Raw genomic sequence first — 16,974 nt, forward strand, 5'->3', positions numbered from 1 at the left:
CGTTTAGTAAAATTCACTAAACATGGCGTGGATCGTGGCTCCAAGGGCTGTTGCTGTTGCGCATTCAGTCGAAGGGCGCTTGAAGAACGGCCTCGGCCTGGCCGCGTAATAACGTCAGGCTTTCCTCCGCGTCGATCAGGACGAAACCGCTCGTCTCGTGCTTCGCGCGACGCTTCGCCAGCGCCGCGACCGAGGCGATCTCCTCGCTGCTGTAGAGCGCGGGGCCGCCGTCCGGTGCCACGCGCACGCAGCCGATCGCCATCGTCACGAAACCGAAGAAGGTCGGATTGCCGCGCCGGTCTTCGCCGTGGATGCCGCCCGCGAGCCGGTCGGCGGGCGCATAGAAGCGCTGCGCGCCTTCGTTGAACACGTGGATCGCGCGCAGCACGCGCTCGCGCCAGTCCTCGCTCTGGAACAGGATCAGGAAGTCGTCGCCGCCGACGTGGCCGAGAAAATCGCGCGTCGGATCGCACACGTCGGCGAGCACGGCGGCGGCGAATTTCAGCACTTCGTCGCCTTGCCAGTAGCCGTACTGATCGTTAAAGGGCTTGAAGTGATTCAGGTCGACGTAACACGCGTGAAAGCCCGCGTCGTTGCCGAGCAGGCGGGCGATATGCGAGCTGATCGGAATGTTGCCCGGCAGGAAGGTCAGCGGATTCGCGTAGCGCGCGGCTTCGATGCGCACCTCGGTCACCGCGCGCACGAGGTTCTCACCGGTGCCCAGCCCCGCGTATTTGCCGTTCTCGGTGATCACGAAACCGTCGGCGAGATAGCGCTGGTCGTCGCTTGCGAGCAGCCTGGCCATCTGCTCGACGGTCATCGATTTCTCGATGATCACCGGCGATGCGTTGGCGAACAGCAAACACGGACGCTTGCCGAACAGCTCGCGGTGGTACGGCAGCGCGTAGCGGTCCATGAAGCTGCGGCGGTTGATCAGCGCGACGGGTTCGTCATGTTCGACCACGGCGACCGCGTGCAGGTCGGGCAGACGGTTGAACAGTTCGAGCACGTCGTTGTTGGTGGCGTGACGCGGCAGCGCGGGCGCATGCACCAGCATCTTCGCCGACGCCATGCCGCCCGACGGCGACGCGCCGCTCGCCATGCGCGTCGGCTCCGGGAATACGGCGATGTGACCGGCGCGCAGCGCGTCGCGGGCGTCGTCGGTTACGTGGCGCGCCGGCTGCGCATGCGGGCGGCCGAAAAAATAACCCTGCCCGCAGGCGATGCCCATGTCGCGCACCACGATCAGATCGGCTTCGTTCTCGATACCCTCGGCCACCAGTTGCGCGCCGCTCGCGCTGGCGAAGTGCTGCATCGCGCGCACGGCTTCGAACTTGAGCGGATCGCAGGCGATGTCGTGAATGAAGAAGCGGTCGATCTTCACCACATCCGGTTGCAGCCGCACCCACAGATTCATGCTGGCGTTGGCGGTGCCGTAGTCGTCGAGCGCGAATTGCGCGCCCGCCGTGCGCAGCGCCGAGATCACCGGCAGGAAGCTGCCGACGTCCGCGATCATGCTTTGCTCGGTCAACTCGATCACGATGCGCTGCGGGTCCAGCCCGCGATGCCGCAGCAGCGCGAGCGTGTCCTCGCGCGCGTCGGCCAGTTGGCGGATCGCGCCCGCGCTGAAGTTGAGGAACAGCTTGCCGTCCACGCCGAGTCTCGCGAACGCCTCGATGCAGGTGTGCGCGGCGGCGCGTTCGAGTTCGATCGCGCAGCCCTCGGCGAGCGCCTGCGAAAACAGCGCGAACGGCGCTTCGAGCGGCGTGCCGGCCGGGCCGCGGATCAGCCCTTCGTAGCCGAGAATCGCGCCGTCCTCGAAATCGATGATCGGCTGGAATACGGCGGACAGATCGCGCCGGGAAATCAACTCCGCGATGCACGGCGTGGCGAATCGGGAGGGCGAGCGAGGTTGCATGGCAGGTAGGCGTAGCGATCGACGTTCGGCTTATCGGCCCGCCTGGCGTGGAATTAAGTGAAGTTTTAGTGAAGCGTCGCACTGGATTGGTGCGCGAGGCCAGGCGCCTCCAGGATTTTGCCTATGCCGTCCGGCCGAGGCGACAGCGGCGGCGTTTGCGCGTGAAATAACAAAAAAGCCGCACGCGGCGGCTTTCTTCAAATGACGCTCAGGGAGGGCGCTTATGAATGTCCTGATTGCATTGCGCGCGTATTCAACGGCGCGCCACGGCGGCGGCGGACCGCTCGCGCGCGGCGGCGCGGGTTTCGCCGCTGGTGTCGCGGGCGCCCCAGCGCTGCGCGAGCGCGGCGCACACCATCAACTGGATCTGGTGGAACAGCATCAGCGGCAATACCACGGCGCCCACCGCATGCGAGGCGAAAATGACCTTGGCCATCGGCACGCCGGCGGCAAGGCTTTTCTTCGAACCGCAGAAGATGATCGTGATCTGGTCGGCGCGGTTGAAGCCGAGCCGCTTGCTGACGAACATCGTCGCGGCCAGCGCGAGCGCGAGCAGCACGACGTTGACCACCAGCAGGCCGCCGAGCGCGGAGAGCGGAATCTGATGCCAAAGGCCCTGGTTGACCGCTTCGCTGAACGCGCCGTACACCACCAGCAGGATCGAGCCCTGGTCCACGAACTTCAGCACGCCGCGGTTGCGCTCGATCCACTTGCCGATCAGCGGCCGCAGCAACTGCCCGGCCACGAACGGCACCAGCAGTTGCAGCACGATATTGCCCACCGTATGCCACGGCGAACTGCCGCCGGCGGCGTGATTGGTGACGAGGAGGCTGACGAGCGCGGGCGTGATGAAAATGCCCAGCAGGCTCGAGGCCGACGCGCTGCACACGGCGGCCGGCACATTGCCCTTCGCAATGGAAGTAAACGCGATGGACGATTGCACCGTCGACGGCAACGTGCAGAGGAAGAGGACCCCCGCATAGAGCGCCGGCGTGACAAGTGGCGAAAGGAGCGGCTTAAGGGCGAGGCCGAGCAGCGGAAACAGCGCGAACGTGCTGAGCAGCACTACCAGATGAAGACGCCAGTGCGTCGCCCCCGCAATAATCGCTTCGCGTGAAAGTTTTGCGCCGTGCAGGAAAAACAGCAGGCCGACCGCCACGTTCGTCACCCAGTCGAACCCGGCGGCGGCCTGCCCGTGAACCGGCAGGAAGCTGGCAAGGATCACGGTGCCGACGAGGCACAAGGTGAAGTTGTCGGGAAGCAGTTTCGGGCGAGCCATGTCGGAATCTCGATTCGGTGATGCGGAAAAGCGCACGGCAAACGCGCGTGCAAGTCGCCAGCCTCAAGCTATGGGAGGCGTCTATTGTTGTTGAAAATCGATTGAAAAAGCAAATTCATTTGCCGAATTCATTAATGAATAGCCTGCATCCAATCACATGAGCAAGCGGCTGGCCGGCTATCGGTGGTCGCCGTTCAAGATTCGCGAGGCGGTTTGTCCGGTCCATGGTTTCGACAATCGGGCGAAGAATCCGGGGGCGATTGGTCGTAAGCAAGCGTGAGCCAGGTGCCCTCGGCGATGCCCCCGAGCAAGCGGTTCCAAGGCTTTAACGCAAGCGCACTGTCGCGGAAAAACGTCGCAGTAACAAGGTGTTACATCCGCGGTTGGGGCATAACACTTTTTGGCTCGACACCCTTTGTCAGCACCCATAAATTACGCTTCAAAGGCCATCGGGATGCTCCCGCGCCGCGATATATCCGCAGCGCTCGTGCCAGTCCCAGAACAAGTCCATCGCAGCTCGAACGGTGGGTTTCAGGCAAGTCTTCGGGCATGAGAGTCACTGGGTGGACGCGTTGTCGAGAACGAAGCACTGGGTGTTGGGCGCAGTCATCGCCGCGCTGTGCTCGTTCGCCTATGCAAAAGCGCCGGGCATGCTGCACGGCGGCGGTGGCGGTGGGTACGCGTCGGGAGGCGCGGCACATGCGATGCGCGGTGACGCGCGCAACGACAACCGTTACTACGGCGCGCCCAACGCAAGGCCGGCCCGCAACGACACGGCTGACCGGAACATGCGCCTGCCGCGCGGCGGTGCGGACCTGGCTGGCGGCATTTACGCGAACGGCTTCGGCAACAACGAGCCGCGCATGCGTCGGATTGCAGGACCGTCGGGTCCCGCCTATCCGGGCGTGGGACGCGGCGGCATCCAGTACGCGGGCGCGATTAAGCCGGTGAGCGCCGAATCGCGCTCCGCGCAGCGGCCGCCGGGCAATGGGCCGGTTCGCAGCGGTTCGATCCGCGCCGACGTCGCCCGCTATAACGAAGAGCGCGGCTCGACGCGCGCCATGCCGCGCCAGTCGGACGATCCGCGTCAACAGGAAGGTTCGCCGTACCGGAACTAGCCGTCGCACGGTGACGCAGCCGTCGCCGTTCTTGTTGCACGGGCAGGCAAACGCTCGCTCGCGGGTACCACAAGCGTTGTTCGCTTCCTTCTTCCTCTCCTTCGCCGCATTACTGCGGCGCTCGCCCGTTTTCCAGGCGGCCTTGGCATCGTCCGAAATGCCCCCGCCAATCTGACGTTTCGACGCCACACTTTTTTGAAAACGCTCGGCAGCGAACCGTCTCCCATCGTCAAATTTGGTGGTTTGCGCGGCGGCGCGTCATCCGCATGCCGTCTGAAGCGGTGTTACCCGGCCCGGCGCAATGTCAGCACTGTTTTTGATGGCGCGGCGAGCTTTGCGGCGCTGCCGCGCGGGCGGCTGGAACACGCGCTTTATCAGGCCGATAAGCGACAAAACTAATCAGACCGATATACCCGCAATAACCAACGATATTTTTGTCCATAAAAATGGTCCGCAAAGATGGTCCCGCCCAGATTGGCTCGATCACCGAACGGACAACAACAATGGTTCGCGCGAGCTTCCCCTTTCGCACAGCCACCCCTTTTGACAAAGACAGGAGAATCCATGAAAACAAGCATCAGCCGTGCGCTGAAGACCACTCTCAAGGCAACCGCGTGTGCCGCTCTGCTGGCCAGTGCATCGTCTGCTTTTGCGCAATCGAGCGTGCAGCTTTACGGTCAGGTCGACGAATGGGTCGGCGCGCAGAAGTTTCCGGGCGGCAAAACGTCGGTGCAGGTGTCCGGCGGCGGCATGTCCACGTCGTACTGGGGCTTGAAGGGGGCTGAGGATCTGGGCAACGGCTACAAGGCGATTTTCACGTTGGAAGACTTCTTCCGCGCGCAGAACGGCCAGTACGGCCGCTTCAGCGGCGATACGATGTTCTCGCGCAATGCGTATGTCGGTATCGAATCGCCGTACGGCACGGTCACCGCCGGCCGTCTGACCACCCAATTGTTCGTATCGACGATCCTGTTCAATCCGTTCATCGACTCGTATGTCTTCTCGCCGATGGTCTATCACGTCTACCTCGGACTCGGCACGTTCCCGACCTACTCGACCGATCAAGGCGTGACGGGCGACTCGGGTTGGAACAACGCGGTGCAATACTCGTCGCCGAATTTCAACGGGCTCTCCGCGAGCGCGATGTACGCACTCGGCAACACGACGCAGAACGGCGCGAAAAAGTGGAGCGGCCAGGTGCTGTACTTCCACGGCCCGTTTGCGGCGACCGCGGTGTACCAGTACGTGAACTTCAACAACTCGCCGGGCGACCTGGGCAGCTTCGATTCGTCCGGCGTGCCGGGCCTGAAGGCGCAGGGCGTGGCGCAGCTCGGCCTGTCTTATGACCTCAAGTACGTGAAGCTTTTCGGTCAATACATGTACACGCACAACGATCAGACCTCGACGAGCTGGCACGTGAACACGGCGCAGGGCGGCGTCTCGGTGCCGGTGGGCCCGGGCACCGTGATGGCGTCGTACGCGTATTCGCGCGACGGCGGCGGCTTCGACCAGACCCGTCAGACGGCCGCGGTCGGCTACGACTATCCGCTGTCCAAGCGCACCGACATCTACGCGGCCTACCTGTACGACCACATCACGGGCCAGTCGAGCGGCAACACCTACGGCGTCGGCATGCGCGCCAAGTTCTGAGCGTGCCGCGCGGCGTCTGCTTCGCGGCAGTCGCCGCATGACGGCTAACCTGCCGCGGCAATATCCGCAAGGCCCGCTTTCTCCCGAAGGCGGGCTTTGTCGTTTCTGACGTCCGCGCGTAGCCGATCCGCTCACCGTCTGGTTGATAAACCCTGCAAAATGACGCTGATTAATTCCCTCAGCGAGCGATTGAGATGGACACCCTCGTCAGCATGAAAGTGTTCCGCCACGTGGTCGAGATCGGCAGCTTTGTCGGCGCGGCCGAGCGGATGGAGATGTCGGCGGCGATGGCGAGCAAGCACGTGATGCACCTCGAACAGCAACTCGGCGCGCGTCTTTTGAACCGCACGACGCGGCGCGTCGCGCCGACCGAGGCGGGCCGCGAATACTACGAGCGCCTCTCGCAGGTGCTCACCGAACTCGAGGAGGCCGAGCAGGCGGTCGGCGCGGCGAGCGTCGTGCCGCAGGGGCGCTTGCGGGTGTCGTCGCTGTCGGCGTTCGGCTTGAGCCACGTGATGGCCGCCGTGGCCGACTACGCCGCGCAGTATCCGCAAGTCACCGTCGACATGACCTTGTCCGACCGCGTGGTCGAACTGATCGACGAGGGCTTCGACGTCGCGATCCGGGCCTCGCCGGGCGGGCTGAAGTCGTCCTCGCTGATCGCCCGGCAGATCGCGACCGCTCACCTGGTGCTGTGCGCGTCGCCGGCCTATCTGCGCCGTCACGGCACGCCGAAAACCGTCGCCGATCTCGCCCGCCATAACTATCTGCACTATGCCGGCGTGTCGGCGCTCGAAATCGCGCCCGGCATGGGCGACGCCTCGCGCATGCGTCTGTCGGGCAACCTGATCGTCAATCATCTGGAAGCGCAACGCGTGATCGTGCTGCAAGGCGCGGGTATCGCGTTGCTCGGCACCGAGGTGATCGGCGACGATCTGGCCGCGGGGCGTCTCGTGCCGTTGCTGGTGGACGAGGTGCCGCCGCGCGAGCTGCCGATTCATGTGGTGTATGCGAGCCGCCGGCATCTGTCGGCGAAGGTGCGTTCGTTTGTCGACTTCCTGGCGGAGCGGTTCGCGAACGAATCGCTGTGGCCGTCGCTGGAGCAGATCAAGGCGTTGGCCGCGCGTTAGGCGCTGGCGGTGCGCCGCCGTTCATCGGTGATGACGGACGACGCCAAAGTTGCCTATCGGTGATGGTCGGGCTAACTGGCGCGCCGCACGCGGGGGGTAGGGGAAGCGGCCTGCCGCGCCAAACGCGTCAAACGCGCCAAACGCGCCAAACGCGCCAAACGCGCCAAACGCGCCAAACGCGCAAAAGACGCAAAAGACGCAAAAGACGCAAAAGACGCAAAAGACGCAAAAGACGCAAAAGACGCAAAAGACGCAAAAGACGCAAAAGACGCAAAACGTGGCAAAGGCGAAGGACGCCAGCCACGCCACACCCCGCCTCCATCCCGCCCGGACGCCGCCCCTCGTTTAGCTATACTGGTTGCCAGCACCCATACGCGTAACGATCTGGGGGAGACATGACCGATCTGTCCACGCCGCGGCGCGCCGGTAGCCACAAGCTGCCAGCGGGCCGGCGTCTGCGTTTCGTCACGGCCGCCGCGCTATTCGACGGACACGACGCGTCGATCAACATCATGCGGCGCATCCTGCAGGCGAGCGGCGTCGAGGTGATTCACCTGGGCCACAACCGCTCCGTCGATGAAGTCGCCACCGCCGCGCTGCACGAAGACGCCGACGGCGTCGCCGTGTCCAGCTATCAAGGCGGGCATAACGAATACTTCCGCTATTTAGTCGAACTCTTGCGCGCGCGCGGCGGCGAGCGCATCAAGGTATTCGGCGGCGGCGGAGGCGTGATCGTCCCCGAGGAAATCGCCGAGCTCGAACGCTACGGCGTGGAGAAAATCTATTCGCCGCATGACGGTCAGCGGCTCGGCTTGCAAGGCATGATCGACGACATGATCGCGCGTTGCCTGGAAGCCGCGCGTGCCGTCGAGGGCAGCCGGGAAAATGCGGTGGGTGCGTGGATCGCCGATCTGTCGGCGCGCAGGTTGCCGCGTTTGGAAGCGCGCACGGAGGCGTCCGCCGACCATCAAAGCGGCGGCGGTCGCGATCCGCTCCACAACGCTCGCGAAGCCGGCGAAACGGCGCAAGCGGACACCGTCCCGCACACCGTCGGCAAGGCGTCCGCCGACCATCAAAGCGGCGGCGGTCGCGATCCGCTCCACAACGCTCGCGAAGCCGGCGAAACGGCGCAAACGGACCCCGTCCCGCACACCGTCGGCAAGGCTTCCGCCGACCATCAAAGCAGCGGCGGCCGCGACCCGCTCCATAGCGCTCGTCAAGCCGGCGAAACGCCACAAGCGGACACCGCAAAGGCGCCCGCCGTCACGCCCACTGCTCCCGTCCTCGATGCACGCGATTCGGTATCGCCCACCTTCCGCCGACTCGCGCAACTGATCAGCGCGTTCGAAACGGGCGGCGTCGCGCCGGCCGAGCGCGAAAAACTGTCGGCGCTTGCGAAGGCGGCCGAGGTACCCATCCTCGGCATCACCGGCACCGGCGGCGCGGGCAAATCCTCGCTCACCGACGAACTGGTTCGCCGTTTCCGGCTCGACCACGGCGACGCGCTCACCATCGCCGTACTCGCCATCGACCCGTCGCGCCGCAAATCCGGCGGCGCGCTGCTCGGCGACCGCATTCGCATGAACGCGATCGCCGACTGGGGCGGCGGCGCGCGCGTGTACATGCGCTCGATGGCGACGCGCGAAGCGTCGAGCGAAATCTCCAACTCTTTGCCCGACGCGCTCATGCTGTGCAAAGCGGCGGGCTTCGATCTGATCGTCGTGGAGACGTCCGGGATCGGCCAGGGCGATGCGGCGATCGTGCCGTTCGTCGACGAATCGCTGTATGTGATGACGCCCGAGTTCGGCGCGGCCAGCCAGTTGGAGAAAATCGACATGCTGGACTTCGCTGGCTTCGTCGCGATCAACAAGTTCGATCGCAAGGGCGCGCCGGACGCGTTGCGCGACGTCGCCAAGCAGGTGCAGCGCAATCGCGGCGACTTCGCGAAGCCGCCCGACGCGATGCCGGTGTTCGGCACGATCGCCTCGCGTTTCAACGACGATGGCGTGACCGCGCTGTATCAGCAAGTGGCAAGCGCGCTGCGCAAGCACGGCTTGCGCGCGGGCGGCGGCCGTCTGCCCACGCTCGATAACGTGCGCTTTTCGAGCGGCCGCAACGCCATCGTGCCGCCGGCCCGTGTGCGCTATCTCGCCGATGTCGCGCAGACGGTTCACGCTTACCGTGAGCGCGCCGACGCGCAAGCGCGCGTGGCGCGCGAGCGTTGGCAACTGGTCGAAGCGCGCCGCATGCTCGGTGAAGCAAATGCGGGCGAGGGTGCGAATGCGGGCGCACATAACAGTGCGATCTCGACGTCAACGGCGAGCGTAGCGTCCTCCGCAGAACAAGCGCCCGAACAAGCCACCACCGCCGAAACCCCGCTCGACAGCTTGATCGCCCAGCGCACCGCCGCCCTCGGCGAACGCGAACGCCAACTACTCGAAAGCTGGCCGCAAACCGTCGCCGCCTATTCCGGCGACGAACACGTCGTCCGCATCCGCGACCGCGAGATTCGCACCGCGCTCACCGTCACGACCCTGTCCGGCTCCGAAGTCCGCAAGGTCGCACTGCCGAAGTTCGTCGACCACGGCGAAATCCTGCGCTGGCTGATGCTCGACAACCTGCCCGGCTACTTCCCGTTCACCGCCGGCGTGTTCCCGTTCCGCCGCGAAAACGAAGACCCGACGCGCATGTTCGCCGGCGAGGGCGACCCGTTCCGCACCAACCGCCGCTTCAAGCTGCTCTCCGAGAGCATGCCGGCCAAGCGTCTTTCGACGGCCTTCGATTCCGTCACGCTCTACGGCGAAGAGCCGGACGAGCGGCCGGACATCTACGGCAAGGTTGGCAATTCGGGCGTGTCGGTGGCGACGCTCGACGACATGAAAGCGCTCTACGACGGCTTCGATCTGTGCGCGCCGGAAACCTCGGTCTCCATGACGATCAACGGCCCCGCGCCGACCATCCTCGCGATGTTCTTCAACGTCGCGATCGATCAGCAGATCGCGCGTATGGAACAGCAGCACGGCCATCCGCTCACGCAAGACCAACTCGCCGCGGCGCGCCGAGCCGCGCTTGAAAACGTGCGCGGCACCGTGCAAGCCGACATCCTGAAGGAAGACCAAGGCCAGAACACCTGCATTTTCTCGACCGAGTTCAGCCTGAAAGTGATGGGCGACATTCAGGCGTATTTCGTCGAGCACGGCGTGCGCAATTTCTATTCGGTGTCGATCTCCGGCTATCACATCGCCGAGGCCGGCGCGAATCCGATTTCGCAACTCGCCTACACGCTCGCGAACGGCTTCACCTATGTCGAGGCCTATCTGGCGCGCGGCATGTCGATCGACGATTTCGCGCCGAACCTGTCGTTCTTCTTTTCAAACGGCATGGACCCGGAGTACACGGTGCTGGGCCGCGTCGCGCGACGCATCTGGGCCATCGCGATGCGCGAGCGCTACGGCGCGAACGAGCGCAGCCAGAAGCTCAAGTATCACGTGCAAACCTCGGGCCGCAGCCTGCACGCGCAGGAAATCGACTTCAACGATATTCGCACCACGCTGCAGGCGTTGATCGCGATCTACGACAACTGCAACTCGCTGCACACCAACGCATTCGACGAAGCGATCACCACGCCCACCGAGGACTCGGTGCGCCGCGCGGTGGCGATCCAGTTGATCATCAATCGTGAATGGGGTTTGGCGAAGAACCAGAACCCGAATCAGGGCAGCTTCGTGATCGAGGAGCTGACCGATCTGGTGGAAGAGGCGGTGTTGGCCGAATTCGATCGGCTCACCGAGCGCGGCGGCGTGCTCGGCGCGATGGAAACCGGTTATCAGCGCGGGCGCATTCAGGACGAATCGATGCTGTACGAGCATCGCAAGCATGACGGCTCGTATCCGATCGTCGGCGTGAATACATTTTTGAGCGCGCATCCGCATGAAGCGCCGCAGCCGATCGTGCTGGCCCGCTCCACCGACGCGGAAAAGCAAAGTCAGTTGAAACGTCTGCGCGACTTCCAGGCGCGGCATCGCGAGGACGCGCCCGCGGCGCTCGAACGCCTGAAACGCGCGGTGATCGATGACGAAAACGTGTTCGCGGTGTTGATGGATGTCGTGCGCGTTTGCTCGCTGGGGCAGATCACGCACGCGTTGTTCGAAGTGGGCGGGCAGTATCGCCGCAATATGTGAGGCGGGTATGAGCCGCGGCTCGGCAGCAGACGTACGAGCCGCGACCAACCGCCTTGAAGCGAAGCACTCGCCTCGCGCTCAGCGCGCAATCCCCAGCCGTGCCTTCGCATCGTCGTATTCCTTCGACAAGCGCCGCACCAGTTCCGCGACGCTCGGCACGTCGTCCATCAAACCGACGCCCTGGCCCGCGCCCCAAATGTCTTTCCACGCCTTCGCCTTGTCGCCGCCGAAGTTCATCTTGGTCTTGTCCGATTCCGGCAGCGCGTCCGGGTCGAGCCCCGCGTTCACGATGCTTTCGCGGATGTAGTTGCCGTGCACGCCGGTGAACAGGTTCGTGTAGATGATGTCCGACGCCGTGGAATTGACGATGGCCTGCTTGTAGCTGTCCACCGCGTGCGCTTCTTTCGTGGCGATGAAACGCGTGCCCATGTACGCGAGGTCCGCGCCCATCGCCTGCGCGGCGAGAATCGAGCCGCCGTTGGCGATCGAGCCCGACAGCACGATCGGGCCGTCGAAGATGCGCCGCACTTCGCCCACCAGCGCGAACGGCGAAGTCGTGCCCGCGTGGCCGCCGGCGCCCGACGCCACCAGGATCAGTCCGTCGACGCCCGCTTCCAGCGCCTTCTGCGCATGGCGCAGATTGATCACGTCGTGCAGCACGATGCCGCCGTAGCCATGCACCGCATCGACGATTTCACGCGCGGGCGCGCGCAGGCTGGTGATGAAGATCGGCACCTTATGTTCGACGCACACACGCACGTCGTGCTCGAGCCGCGTATTCGACTGATGAACGATCTGGTTGACGGCAATCGGCCCGATGATCGCATCGGGATGGGCGGCCTTGTGATCGGCGAGCTGCGTCTGAATCTGCGTGAGCCATTCGTCGAGCAATTCCGCGGGGCGTGCGTTCAGCGCGGGAAACGAACCGACAATGCCGGCCTTGCATTGAGCCAGAACCAGTTCGGGATAGCTGACGATGAACATCGGCGAGGCGACGACGGGCAGCGCAAGTTTTTGCAGGACGGCGGGCAATGCCATGATGCGAGTCTCCTGATTTGAGCGACCGGTGCGGCGTGCAGCGCCCGGCGATGATGAGTTTAGCGGCACCTGGCCGACGGCGCTTCGAAGCTCGCGCATCTGTCCATCATGCCGCCGTCTATTAAAGAACGGTCGTTCGATTATAGGCGAAGCGCCTCGCTTGCGTTCGCGTGTTGCTTTGGAACGGTTGGAGGGAGTGTTCAGGTTCTATGCTTGCGTGGGCTAACCCACTCGGGGTGTACATATTGCGCTCCTACAATGCACAGACTTCCAAACGACACGAGACTCCGTTATGGCCTTCGAGAAATTCACGCCCTTTCGCGTCGCCACGGGCGATGTCGACATTTTCGGAGTGAAGGGCGGAGCGGGGCCGCCGCTTCTGTTGCTGCACGGTCATCCGCAATCGCATCTGATCTGGCGGCGCTGCGCCGCGCAACTGGCCGAACACTTCACCGTCATCGCCACTGATCTACGCGGCTACGGCGCGTCGGACAAACCGCCGAGCGACGCCGCCCACACGCCCTATTCGAAACGCGCGATGGCGGCCGACCAGGTCGCCGTGATGCGCCACTTCGGCTTCGAACGTTTTCTGGTGTGCGCGCACGACCGCGGCGCGCGCGTCGCGCATCGCATGGCGCTCGACCATGCCGACGCCGTCGAGCGTCTGATGCTGCTCGACATCGCGCCGACGCTCGCGATGTACGAAGCCACCGACCGCGCGTTCGCCACGCATTACTTCCACTGGTTCTTCCTGATCCAGCCCGAGCCGCTACCCGAGACGTTGATCGGCGCGAACCCGGCCGCGTATGTCGATTCGGTGATGGGCAGCCGTCATGCGGGGCTGGCCGCGTTCGAACCCGACGCGCTCGACGCCTATCGCTCCGCGCTCGCGCAACCCGGCGCGGTTCACGCGATGTGCGAGGACTACCGCGCGGCGGCGAGCATCGACCTCGAGCACGATCGCGCCGATATCGAGCGGGGCCACAAGATCGGCTGTCCGCTGCGTGTGCTGTGGGGCGACAAGGGCGTGATCGAAAAGTGCTTCGACGCGCTGGCGGAATGGCGCCGCGTGGCGCGCGACGTGAGCGGCCGGTCGCTGCCTTGCGGGCATTACATTCCCGAAGAGGCGTCTGAGCCACTGCTCGCGGAAATGCTGTCTTTCTTCGAAGCGGTCGAACAGTAAGCCGCTTCATTCATGCGCGAGCGCCCGCTTGTTAAGAGCCCGCCGCGCCCGCCGCTCAACCGAGCGGCGGCAAGCGGCGCGCGACCGGCGTCGACTTGACGATCGCGGTGCTGGTTTCCGCCCGCTCGGTGACTTTCGACAGAATCTCATCCAACTGCTCGATCGAATGCAGATACAGGCGGCAGATAAAGCAGTCGTCGCCCGTCACCTTGTCGCATTCGACGAACTCCGGAATGCGCCGGATCACTTCCTCCACCAGATGCAACTGACCGGGCAGGGGCTTCACGCGCACGATCGCCTGCAACGTGAAGCCGAGCGCGCGCGGATCGATCTGCACCGTGAAGCGCTCGATCACGCCTTGCGCTTCGAGCCTGCGGATGCGCTCCGCCGTGCTCGGCGCCGACAGGCCGACCGCACGCGCCAGTTCGGCGACCGGCTGACGGGCGTCCTCGGCGAGCGCGGCGAGCAGCGCCCGGTCGGTTTCGTCGAGCGACGCGGGCACGGAGGGAGCGAGGCGTTTAATCATGATGGCCTTCGATTCTTAGGTTTAATCGCCGGAAGGCTTAAGTTTAGCCATGTATTGGCGTCCTCGGATTAATTACACTGCCTGTCATGCAGGATTCAATTCGAGGATCGAATCATGGCTTCAAATGAAATTCGCCGCGGGGCCGCGGAGATGAGCATGGCCATGCTGATGTCGGGCACCATCGGCTGGCTGGTGGTGTCGTCGCAGCAGAGCTCGTTCAACGTGGTGTTCTTCCGCTGCATTTTCGGCGGCGCGACCTTGGCGCTGGTGTGCGCCGTATTGGGTCTCTTCAGGCGCAAGCTGTTTTCGTGGACGATGCTCGGCCTCGCCTTGCTCGGCGGCGCGGCGATCGTGCTGAACTGGGTGCTGCTGTTCGCGGCGTATTCGCGCGCGTCGATCTCGATGGCGACGGCCGTCTACAACACGCAGCCTTTCATGCTGGTCGCGCTTGGCGCGCTGATTTTTCGCGAGCGCATTAGCGCGTCGACGGTGGCATGGCTGGTGGTCGCGTTCATCGGCCTCGTGTTCGTCGTGAAAGTCGAGCCGGCGGTGTTGGCGGTGCCGGGGCAGTATCTGGTGGGCGTCGCCTATGCAGTGGGCGCGGCGGCGATGTACGCGGTGTCGTCGATCATCACGAAGCGGCTCAAGGGCACGCCGCCGCATCTCATCGCGCTGATTCAGGTGTCGCTCGGCGTGATGATGCTCGCGCCATTCGTGCGTTTCGACGCGCTGCCGACCAACGGGGTGCAGTGGCTCGAATTGATCGTGCTCGGCGTGGTCAATACCGGCCTCATGTACGTGCTGCTTTACGGCGCGATCCAGAAGCTGCCGACTTCGATGACCGGCGCGCTGTCGTTCATTTATCCGGTGGTGGCGATCATCGTCGATCGAATCGCGTTCGGGCAGACGCTCGCATGGATTCAGATACTCGGCGCGGTGCTGATTCTGCTCGCGGCGGCCGGTGTCAATCTCGGCTGGCGGATCGTGCCGCAGAAGCGCTTGTCGTCGACGTGACGAGCCTCCGCTTGCTCGCGTTCCGTGTGGATGCTACGGATTCCGGAACGAGGGATTGTTCATATGGGCGGATCAATGCGCGAACGGATCGCGCGCAAAGCGAGCGGCCATGCGGGTTCGCGCGACACCACCTGTATGCCGGATTAAAACGCGGCGTCAAACTTCTGTAGGGAAATCACTGATGCGGTCGCAAATCCGGCGCGCGTATCATTCGTAACGACGCTGATCACGTCCGACAGAATTTCCGCCGCTCGCCATTCTCATTGGTCGAGCGGCTTTCTTTTTGTGGCGACGGTTTTTAGCCGCACGCCGCTTGGACCCCACACCAGCGCGCGAGCGTCAAGCCTGACGGGCGACAAGGCGCGCGCCGTCCACCGCCAGCGGCCCATTTCGCGCCGCGAGTTCCTCGACGATCTCCCGCACCAGCGCCGGCCATTCGCCGCGCGGCTTGAGCATCGACGCGGCGGCGCGCATCGCGGCAGCTTCATCGAGCATTCGCAGCAGGACGTCGAAGCCCATCTCGCGGACTTCGAGCAGCTTGAACACGATCAGCACCTTCAACGCATTCCTCGCATTGCGCGCCGGATCGGCTCGCAACCATGCGACGCGCGAAAACGCCCGCTCCAACGCTTGCCCGACATTCGTGAAAGGCGCGCCGTGGCCGGGAATCACGAGGCGCACGTCCCGTTCCGCAATTGCTTCGAGCACCGCTTGTTCCTCGGCGAAACCGCTTTCACCTTCCAGCTCGGGGAAAATCACGCCGAAGCCGTTTTCCCACAGCGCGTCCGCGCTGATCAGGATGCGCTCGTCCGCGCAATACAGCATCAGCGAATGCGGATCGTGGCCGGGCGCACCGAGCACCTGCCAATCGAGCGCGCCGAGCCGCAACCGCACGCCGGGCGCGATGGTCTCGGTGAAGCTGAAGCGCTCGCAAGTTTGCCCCGTCGCGCGAAACGTCAGACGCGTTTCGTCCCATGCGCGCACGGCGTCGGCTTCGGAGACGGGAATCGCGGTCCTGCACGGCCACGTTGCCTGCAAGAGCGCGTTACCGCCGCAGTGATCCGAATGCAGATGCGTGTTGACGATCAGATCGAGCGGCCGCGCGCCGAGCGTCTGCCGCACCAGGGCGAGCGTTTGCGGCGCATGTGTCGCATAGCCGGTATCGACGAGCGCGGCGCACGCATCGTCGATCAGCAGCACGTTGTTCGACGAGAGCCAGCCACGCTCGAATACCTTGATGGATGGCGGCAGCGCAATCACGATGCGTTCGCCGATGCTTCGGGCTTCGGCATCACCAGAACGGTGGAGGCGCCGATCAACACGGTGTCGCCGCGCTGGTTCACCACCGCTCCATCGAGATGCGTCAGATCGCCGTTCAGGCTCGGCTTCCAGTAGGCGTCGCGCACGCGCCAGGTGATCGTGAGCGTGTCGTTCGCATGGACCGCCTTTTTCAGCTTGATGTCGAACTCGAGACCGAGCGGCTGCGCGTAGGTCGAAAAATGCGTCGCCAGCAGCGCCATGAAATAGGCGGTCGGCTGCGTGCCCGAAGCGATCAACCCGCCGAAGCGGCTTTGCGCGGCATAGGTGTCGTCGTGATGCAACGGGTTCAAGTCGTTGACGAGCGTGGCGAACGATTTCACCGACTCCGCCGAAAGCGCGAGCGTCGAGCTGAACGTCTCGCCTATCGTGACGATGCGCGGCGGCGCGTTCATCGCGGCACCTTCGCTTGCGTCGCCATGAGCTGCGCGTGACGCGCCTCGATCGCGTCCCACACCGCGCGCTTCGCGTCGTTGTCGAACGAGGACCAGCCGGCGATTTCGTCGATGCTGCGCAGACACCCTTCGCACCAGCCGGTCGACGCGTCCATCTTGCAGACGTTGATGCAGGGCGACGGCACGGCAGCGCCGTCGTCGTCGTGGCCGAGGCTTTCGGTCATG

14 protein-coding genes are annotated in these 16,974 nt (G+C 64.4%); 7 read left to right on the forward strand and 7 right to left on the reverse strand.

Annotated elements, in window-relative coordinates; genetic code table 11:
• Positions 1 to 64: 64 nt before the first annotated feature.
• On the reverse strand, positions 65 to 1,918 hold the full coding sequence (locus ACOCG7_RS31730; protein WP_421378720.1) for an EAL domain-containing protein: 1,854 nt from the start codon (positions 1,916 to 1,918) through the stop codon (positions 65 to 67).
• Positions 1,919 to 2,171: 253 nt separating this feature from the next.
• Positions 2,172 to 3,197 carry a bile acid:sodium symporter family protein gene (locus ACOCG7_RS31735; RefSeq protein WP_073432225.1) on the reverse strand — a complete coding sequence of 342 codons (1,026 nt, stop codon included), beginning with the start codon at positions 3,195 to 3,197 and terminating at the stop codon, positions 2,172 to 2,174.
• A gap of 593 nt (positions 3,198 to 3,790) precedes the next feature.
• Between ACOCG7_RS31735 and ACOCG7_RS31740 the strand changes: the two genes are divergently transcribed.
• The 5 genes from ACOCG7_RS31740 to ACOCG7_RS31760 all read left to right on the forward strand — a co-directional run bounded on the left by ACOCG7_RS31740 (position 3,791) and on the right by ACOCG7_RS31760 (position 11,276).
• Positions 3,791 to 4,315, forward strand: a complete 525-nt coding sequence (locus ACOCG7_RS31740; protein ID WP_244219950.1) for a hypothetical protein — start codon at positions 3,791 to 3,793, stop codon at positions 4,313 to 4,315.
• A gap of 195 nt (positions 4,316 to 4,510) precedes the next feature.
• Positions 4,511 to 4,714, forward strand: a complete 204-nt coding sequence (locus ACOCG7_RS31745) for a hypothetical protein (RefSeq protein WP_152035324.1) — start codon at positions 4,511 to 4,513, stop codon at positions 4,712 to 4,714.
• 165 nt (positions 4,715 to 4,879) lie between these two features.
• On the forward strand, positions 4,880 to 5,965 hold the full coding sequence (locus ACOCG7_RS31750) for a porin (RefSeq protein WP_073432223.1): 1,086 nt from the start codon (positions 4,880 to 4,882) through the stop codon (positions 5,963 to 5,965).
• A 194-nt stretch (positions 5,966 to 6,159) separates the two neighbouring features.
• A complete protein-coding gene (locus tag ACOCG7_RS31755) occupies positions 6,160 to 7,095 on the forward strand; it encodes a LysR family transcriptional regulator (RefSeq protein ID WP_073432222.1) in 936 nt (311 codons plus the stop codon).
• A 395-nt stretch (positions 7,096 to 7,490) separates the two neighbouring features.
• Positions 7,491 to 11,276, forward strand: a complete 3,786-nt coding sequence (locus tag ACOCG7_RS31760) for a methylmalonyl-CoA mutase family protein (protein ID WP_114161770.1) — start codon at positions 7,491 to 7,493, stop codon at positions 11,274 to 11,276.
• Between the two features lie 78 nt (positions 11,277 to 11,354).
• Here the strand turns inward: ACOCG7_RS31760 and ACOCG7_RS31765 are convergent, their stop codons facing one another.
• Complete coding sequence (locus ACOCG7_RS31765; protein WP_114161771.1) at positions 11,355 to 12,314, reverse strand: NAD(P)H-dependent flavin oxidoreductase; 960 nt, start codon at positions 12,312 to 12,314, stop codon at positions 11,355 to 11,357.
• 292 nt (positions 12,315 to 12,606) lie between these two features.
• On the opposite strand from ACOCG7_RS31765, the gene ACOCG7_RS31770 reads away from it, so the two are divergent.
• Positions 12,607 to 13,497, forward strand: a complete 891-nt coding sequence (locus ACOCG7_RS31770; protein ID WP_114161772.1) for an alpha/beta fold hydrolase — start codon at positions 12,607 to 12,609, stop codon at positions 13,495 to 13,497.
• Between the two features lie 55 nt (positions 13,498 to 13,552).
• On the opposite strand, the gene ACOCG7_RS31775 is transcribed toward ACOCG7_RS31770, so the two are convergent.
• Entirely contained in the window at positions 13,553 to 14,023 is a 471-nt protein-coding gene (locus tag ACOCG7_RS31775) for an Lrp/AsnC family transcriptional regulator (protein ID WP_073432218.1), read from the reverse strand.
• Between the two features lie 114 nt (positions 14,024 to 14,137).
• Between ACOCG7_RS31775 and ACOCG7_RS31780 the strand changes: the two genes are divergently transcribed.
• A complete protein-coding gene (locus ACOCG7_RS31780) occupies positions 14,138 to 15,037 on the forward strand; it encodes a DMT family transporter (RefSeq protein ID WP_073432217.1) in 900 nt (299 codons plus the stop codon).
• 339 nt (positions 15,038 to 15,376) lie between these two features.
• On the opposite strand, the gene ACOCG7_RS31785 is transcribed toward ACOCG7_RS31780, so the two are convergent.
• From ACOCG7_RS31785 to ACOCG7_RS31795, 3 genes are read right to left on the reverse strand one after another with little or no spacing between them, the layout of a single operon-like run.
• Positions 15,377 to 16,297 (reverse strand): MBL fold metallo-hydrolase, encoded by a 921-nt coding sequence (locus ACOCG7_RS31785; protein ID WP_421378730.1) that lies wholly within the window; start codon positions 16,295 to 16,297, stop codon positions 15,377 to 15,379.
• Positions 16,294 to 16,749, reverse strand: a complete 456-nt coding sequence (locus ACOCG7_RS31790; protein ID WP_073432215.1) for a MaoC family dehydratase — start codon at positions 16,747 to 16,749, stop codon at positions 16,294 to 16,296. Before ACOCG7_RS31790 ends, ACOCG7_RS31785 begins: the two co-directional genes overlap by 4 nt.
• Complete coding sequence (locus ACOCG7_RS31795) at positions 16,746 to 16,973, reverse strand: DUF1289 domain-containing protein (protein WP_073432214.1); 228 nt, start codon at positions 16,971 to 16,973, stop codon at positions 16,746 to 16,748. Before ACOCG7_RS31795 ends, ACOCG7_RS31790 begins: the two co-directional genes overlap by 4 nt.
• Position 16,974 lies beyond the last annotated feature (1 nt).

Origin of the sequence: Paraburkholderia sp. DD10 (assembly GCF_049177125.1) — a bacterium.
Classification (GTDB): domain Bacteria; phylum Pseudomonadota; class Gammaproteobacteria; order Burkholderiales; family Burkholderiaceae; genus Paraburkholderia; species Paraburkholderia terricola.